This window comes from Nonomuraea spiralis (assembly GCF_014648435.1).
GTDB lineage: Bacteria > Actinomycetota > Actinomycetes > Streptosporangiales > Streptosporangiaceae > Nonomuraea > Nonomuraea spiralis.
Genome location: NZ_BMRC01000032.1, coordinates 96,951 through 103,464, shown reverse-complemented (window position 1 = coordinate 103,464; position 6,514 = coordinate 96,951). Strand labels below are relative to the sequence as shown.

At 71.9% G+C, this 6,514-nt stretch carries 3 protein-coding genes; 1 reads left to right on the top strand and 2 read right to left on the bottom strand.

Translation table 11 applies throughout. The annotated features are described in order from the left end of the window. On the top strand, positions 1 to 1,806 hold a 1,806-nt coding region (locus IEZ27_RS45160), incomplete at its 5' end, for a M28 family peptidase (RefSeq protein ID WP_229824919.1). On the opposite strand, the gene IEZ27_RS55180 is transcribed toward IEZ27_RS45160, so the two are convergent. Further along, the gene (locus IEZ27_RS55180) at positions 1,803 to 4,706 is read right to left on the bottom strand and encodes an ATP-binding protein (protein ID WP_189652885.1); all 2,904 of its coding nucleotides are present in this window, start codon (positions 4,704 to 4,706) and stop codon (positions 1,803 to 1,805) included. The genes IEZ27_RS45160 and IEZ27_RS55180 overlap by 4 nt on opposite strands. Positions 4,707 to 4,879: 173 nt before the next feature. Continuing rightward, positions 4,880 to 6,409 (bottom strand): MDR family MFS transporter, encoded by a 1,530-nt coding sequence (locus IEZ27_RS45150; RefSeq protein ID WP_221762635.1) that lies wholly within the window; start codon positions 6,407 to 6,409, stop codon positions 4,880 to 4,882. Positions 6,410 to 6,514: the final 105 nt, after the last annotated feature.

The window sequence follows — 6,514 nt, the reverse complement described above, 5'->3', positions numbered from 1 at the left end:
CTCAGCTCCTCCTCCGGCAGCGCCCAGCCGGGCGGCACCGCCTCCACCACGGTCAACACCCAGACCACCTCGGGCAGCGCCCAGACCGTCAACCTGACCGCCACTGGACTGCCCAGCGGCACCACCGCGAGCTTCAACCCCGCCTCGGTGACCTCCGGCAACTCCTCGGCGTTGACGCTGTCGGTCGGCGCCTCCACGGCGCAGGGCACCTACCAGATCACCGTCACGGGCACCGGCTCGACCACGCACACCGCGACGTACACCCTGACGGTCGGCACCGGCGGCCCCGGCAACCAGGACCCGCCTGACGTCAGCGTCGCGAACGTCAAGACGCACCTGTCGCAGTTCCAGAGCATCGCCACCGCGAACGGCGGCAACCGCAGGTCCACCGGCAACGGCTACCTGCAGTCGGTCTCCTACGTCGAGCAGAAGCTCCAGGCGGCCGGGTACACCGTGACCCGCCAGACCTGCAGCGTCTCCTACTGCACCAGCGGCGCCGGCCCCAACCTGATCGCCGACTGGCCCGGCGGCGACGCCAACCAGGTCATCATGTCCGGCGCCCACCTGGACAGCGTGTCCGCGGGACCGGGCATCAACGACAACGGCTCCGGCTCGGCCACCCTTCTCGAGGTCGCGCTGACCCTGGCCCAGAAGAACCCCACGCTCACCAAGCACGTGCGGTTCGGCTGGTGGACCGACGAGGAGCAGGGCCTGAACGGCTCCGAGGCCTACGTCGCCTCCCTCAGCTCGGCCGACCGGTCGAAGATCAAGGTCTACTACAACTACGACATGGTCGGCTCGACCAACGGTGGCTACTTCATCAACAACATCACCACCACGGGCGCGTCCTTCCTGAAGGAGTTCTACGACAAGCTGAACCTGCAGCCGGAGGAGAACACCGAGGGCGCCAACCGCTCCGACGACGCCTCCTTCCGCAACGCGGGCATCGCCAGCTCGGGCGTGGCGGCGGGCGCGAGCGCCATCAAGACCTCGGCGCAGGCGACCAAGTGGGGCGGCACGGCCAACCGGGCCTACGACTCCTGCTACCACTCCTCCTGCGACACCACCTCCAACATCAACGACACCGTCCTCGACCGGGCGGCCGACGCCGCGGCGTACGCCATCTGGAAGCAGGCGGTCGGCGGGACCACGCAGCCGCGTGACTTCTCGCTCTCGGCCAACCCCGGCTCCGGCACGGTGCAGGCCGGCTCCACCGCCACGACGACCATCGGCTCGACCACCACGAACGGGACCGCCCAGACGGTGAACCTGTCCGCGAGCGGCCTGCCGACCGGCGCCACGGCCTCGTTCAGCCCGGCCAGCATCACGTCGGGCGGCTCGTCCACCCTGTCGATCGCGACCTCGCCCACCACCCCGGCGGGTGCCTACACGGTCACCGTGACCGGCACGGGTGAGACCGCGACGCACACCACGTCGTACGCGCTGACCGTCCAGGGCACCTCGGGTGGCCGGACGTTCACGAACGACACCGACTACCAGATCAGTGACTACTCCAACACCCAGAGCTCGATCACCTCCACCGCGACGGGCACCGCGGCCTCCCCGGTCAAGGTCTCCATCACGATCAGCCACACCTGCGCCGAGGACCTGGACATCTGGCTCCGCGGCCCGAACGGCACCTGGTACGTGGTCGACGCCTACGGCGGCACCACCTGCACGCAGTACGGCACCAGGACCTTCTCGGTCCCGGTCAGCCAGCAGGCCGCCGGAACCTGGACGCTCGACATCGAGGACGTCTACGCCGGTGACACCGGCTTCCTGGACTCCTGGAGCATCACGGTCTAACCGTCGGACTCCGAAGCAGGGGGCCCCGGCCGGTCATCCGGCCGGGGCTCCTTCACGTCGTTGCGGGTGCGTACACCGAGTTTCTGCAGCACCCGCGCGACGTGCGTGTCCACCGTCCGCCGCGACAGGAACAGCACCTCGGCGATCTCCCGGTTCGTCCGGCCCAGCGCGACCAGCCTGGCCACCTCGGCCTCCCGCGGCGACAACACCCCGCTGCGGCCCTTCCTGCCCCTGCGCGGCGCGCTGCCCGGCCCGATCTCGCGCAGCAGGTGGCGGCAGCGGGCGGCGTCGTGGGTCGCGCCCAGACCGGCGTACCGTTCGCAGGCGTCCGCGATCAGGTCGGCGGCCCGCGCCCGGTCGCCCATCGACAACCGCGCCGCCGCCTCGGACTCGGCCGTCCGCGCCACGCTGTACGGCCGGGGCATCGCCTCGTACGCCGCCCGCGCTCTGGCGAAACACCTGGCCGCCTCCTCGTACGCGCCCCGGTCCAGGGCCAGCGCGCCCGTCGCCACGTCGAGCCCCGCGTGCGCGGACGGCGCGTCCCTGCCCTCGATGCCCGCCGCGAACTCGGCCACCAGCTCGGCGGCGTCCTCCGCCCGCCCGGCCTTGAGCAGCGCCGCCACGGCCGGCGGCACGAGCTGGTCGCCCCACACCCACATGCCCTTGCGCCGCAGCCTGGCCACTCCCCGCTCGGCCTCGGCCAGCGCCTCGTGCGGCGAGTCGCGGGTCAGGTGCAGCTCGATCAGGCCGCCCGAGGCCACGGCGGTGACCGGCAGGAACCCCGACTCCACGTCGTTGACCCCCGCCGCCACCAGGTGCTCGGCGGCCTCCTCCCACTCACCCCTGGCCAGGGCCAGCATGCCGAGCGCGAGCCGGGCGTCCACCGCCAGCAGCGGCGCCTCGGGCGTCATCTCGACCGCCGCGACGGCCCGTTCCCGCAGCCCCTCCCAGCGGCCGGTCAGCAGGGCGAGCCTGATCGACGACATCTCCACCAGGAACACCGGATAGAGCGCGCCCGTCTCCTCGGCGATGCGCCTGCTCTGGTCGGCGAAGCGTTCGGCCGCCGCGTAGTGCCCGAGCGCGATGGCCGCGTCGAACAGGTTGGAGTAGCCGCGCGCCACCTGCCTGCGCACGGCCGCCGACGGGTCGTTCGCGGGCAGCGTCGCGGCCAGTTCGAACGCGTCCGGCGAGCCCAGCATCATGGCCAGGCTGATCTTGTTGGCGTGCACGGCGGCGGTCAGCTCGGGGTCCTGGTCCTCGACCGTGGCCAGCAGCTTCTCCGCCTGGTTCATCCACTCCTCGTGCGTGGCCAGCGGCTCGCCGCCCCACGCCGGCATCGCCAGCAGCGCCAGACCGCGGGCGGCCAGGCTCGGCCGGTCCTGGAGGTCGGGGAGGGCGAGCAGGATCTCCTGGCGGCCCGCGGCGACCACGCCCGCCTGGTTGGACAGCAACACGCCCAGGTTGAGCCGGGCCTCGCCGCGTACCTGGCGGGACAGGAAGTCCTCGGCCAGCAGGTGGCGCAGCGACCGTACGACCCGCCGGTAGGACAGCCCGATCGCGGCGACCCGGCTGAGCCGCAGCGCGAGCGGGCCGCGCGCGTCCTGCGGGAGCTTCGGGTCGGCCAGCATGCCGGCCAGCACCTCGACCGCGAGCGGGATGTCGCCGATGGCGGCGGCGTGGTCGGCCGCCGCCGAGCCGTGGCGCTGCCAGGAGTCGAAGTCCCCGGCCCGCCTGGCGTGGTGGGCGAGCTGGACGAGCGGCGGCGGGTCGAGCGCGGACAGCGCGGTCACCGCCCGCTGGTGGGTGAGCCGCCGGTCGGGGCCGGGGATCGCGTCGTAGACGGCCTGCTGGGCGAGGGCGTGGCGGAAACCGTACTGGCTGTCCTGGTGTTCGAGCAGTACGCCGGCCTTCAGCGCCTGGCTCAGCCCGTCGCCCAGGGGGTGGCCGGAGACGGCGGCGATGAGCTGCTCGTCGGCGGGCAGCCCCAGCACGGCGGCGGCGTGCACCGCGTGCAGCGCGGCCGGCGAGAGGCCGGTGAGCTGCTCGGCCATCGCCTCGCGCAGCAGCAGCGGCACCGCCATGCGTTCCAGGACCTCCGGCTCCTCCTCGCCGCCGAGTAACTGGCCCTCGTCGTCGAGCAACGAGCGCACCACCTCCTCGATCACGAACGGCACCCCCGCCGTGCGGTCGCGCAGCTTCGTGACGAAGTCGGAGGTCAGCGCCGAACGTCCGAGCAGGGCCCCGGTCAGGCTGCGCACCCCTTCGACGTCGAGCGGCGTCAGCGAGATCACCTCGCTGCGCACCCCCGGCGGCCGCCGGTACGCGTGCCCGAACGGCAGCCCCGGCACCGGCAGCCCCTCCCTGCGGAACGTCACCACCAGCGCCAGTCCGGCAGGCGGTTGGTCGGTGAGGAAGCGCAGCAGGTCGCGGGTGCCGTCGTCGGCCCAATGGAGGTCCTCGATCACCAGCACCGCGGGCCCCGCCGCGTCCAGCAGCGCGTGCACCCCGCGGAACAGGCGGTGGCGCTCGGCGCGCGGGTCGTCCAGAGGCGGCGGCGACGGCGCGGGCGGCAAATGCCCGGCCAGCTCCGGCAGATAGCCGCGCAGGGCGCCGGTGACCGGGTTGAGCGCGCCGGTCTCCGGCAGCGCGCCGCCGATGTGGCGCAGCGCGTCGAACACCGGGCCGTACGGGAACGGCTCGCGGATCTGGTGGCAGTGGCCGATCAGGACCGTGCGGTCGCCGTCGGGCAGGAGGTCGAGCGCGGCCCTGACCAGCCGGGTCTTCCCGATGCCCGCCTCGCCCTGCACGAGGATGACGGCCGGTGGTCCGGTGATGGCGTCGGTGAGCGAGCGTAACTGTGCGTCACGCCCGACCAACCCAGGAGAAGCCAGGCTTGTCATCGGGGTCTCCGTAACAGTGCAGGTTTACTCCCCCTGTCGGAATACTGTTATCCACCACGGGTCAGCGCGGGTCAACCCTCTGGTTTCCGGCCGGGCCCGGCTCCCGGTGGCGCCGATGACCACAGTATGGGCCCCGGCGCCTCCGGCCGCCATGCCCTGCACGGCCGGGCCCGTCAGGGGGCCACGGGCGCCTTGTCGTCGTTCGCCGGAGCGGGTTCGGCCAGGTCCACGCTGTCACGCAGCTTGGTCGGCTTGAGGAACAGGGTGGCGATCACGCCGACCACCGCGATGCCCGCGGAGATGAGGAAGATGTGCCCGGTGGCGTCGCCGTACGCGGCCCGGACGATGCCCTTGAACGGCTCGGGCAGCGCCGCGATGTTGAGCGTGCTCTTGCCGCCGGCCGCCGCCTTGGCCGGGTCGATGCCCGCCTTGGCCAGCCCTTCGGTGATGCCGGTCGCGACCCGGTTGGCCAGCACCGCGCCGAGCACCGACACGCCCACCGTGCCGCCCAGCGAGCGGAAGAACGTGACGGCCCCGCTGGCCGCGCCCAGCTCGCGCAGCGGCACGGTGTTCTGGATCGCGAGGACGAGGTTCTGCATCGACATGCCGACCCCCGCGCCGACCAGGACCATCGCGGCGGCGATGAGCACGAGCGAGGTCTCGTGGTCCATCGTGGACAACACCAGGAACCCGACGGTCAGCACGATCGCCCCGGTCACGATGTACGGCTTGACGTTCCCGCTCCGCGACACCATGCGCCCGGAGATCGCCGAGGACAGCAGCACGCCGAGCATCATCGGGATCGTCAGCAGCCCCGCCTCGGTCGGGCTGTAGCCGCGGCCGATCTGGAAGTACTGGCCGAGGAAGACCGAGCCGCCGAACATCGCCATGCCCACCGCGAGGCTCGCCAGGATGGCCAGCGCCGGGGTACGGCGGCGGATGACGTGCAGCGGCACGACCGGTTCCCTGACCACGGTCTCCACCCAGGTCGCGATCGCCAGGACGGCGACGCCGCCGAGCACCATCACGGCGGTCTGCCAGGACAGCCAGTCGAAGGAGTTGCCCACGAAGGTCACCCAGATGAGCAGCACGCTCACGCCGAGCGCGATCAGCGTGGCGCCGACGTAGTCGACCTTGACGCCCTCGCGCCGTACGTGGGTCACCCGCAGGGTCTTCTGCAGCAGGAAGAAGGCGATCACGGTGAACGGCGCCGCCACGAAGAAGCACCAGCGCCAGCCGAGCCAGGAGGTGTCGGCGATCAGGCCGCCGAGCAGCGGCCCGGCCACGGTCGCGACGGCCATGACGCCGCCGAGGTAGCCGTTGTACTTGCCCCGGTCCTTCGGGCTGATCATCGCCGCGATGATCACCTGGACCAGCACCTGCAACGCGCCCATGCCGAGGCCCTGGAGGGCGCGGAAGGCGATGAGCTGGGCGGTGTCCTGGGCGAAGCCGCAGGCCACCGAGCTGACCATGAAGATCACGATAGAGATCTGCAACAGGAGCTTCTTGCTGAACAGGTCGGCCAGCTTGCCCCAGATCGGGGTGGAGGCCGTGGACGCCAGCAACGAGGCGGTGATCACCCAGGTGTACTGCGACTGCGTGCCGTTGAGCGCGCCGATGATCTGCGGCAGCGCGACCGAGACGATCGTGCCGCTGATCATTGCCACGAACAGGACGAGCAGCAGCCCGCTCAGGGCCTCCATGATCTGCCGGTGGCTCATCTGGCCTGGTGGTGCGGCCGGTGCCGTCGGTGCGCTCACGCGCGGTCTCCTCTGCGTCGAGAAACAATGCCCAATGGGAAAGTTTGC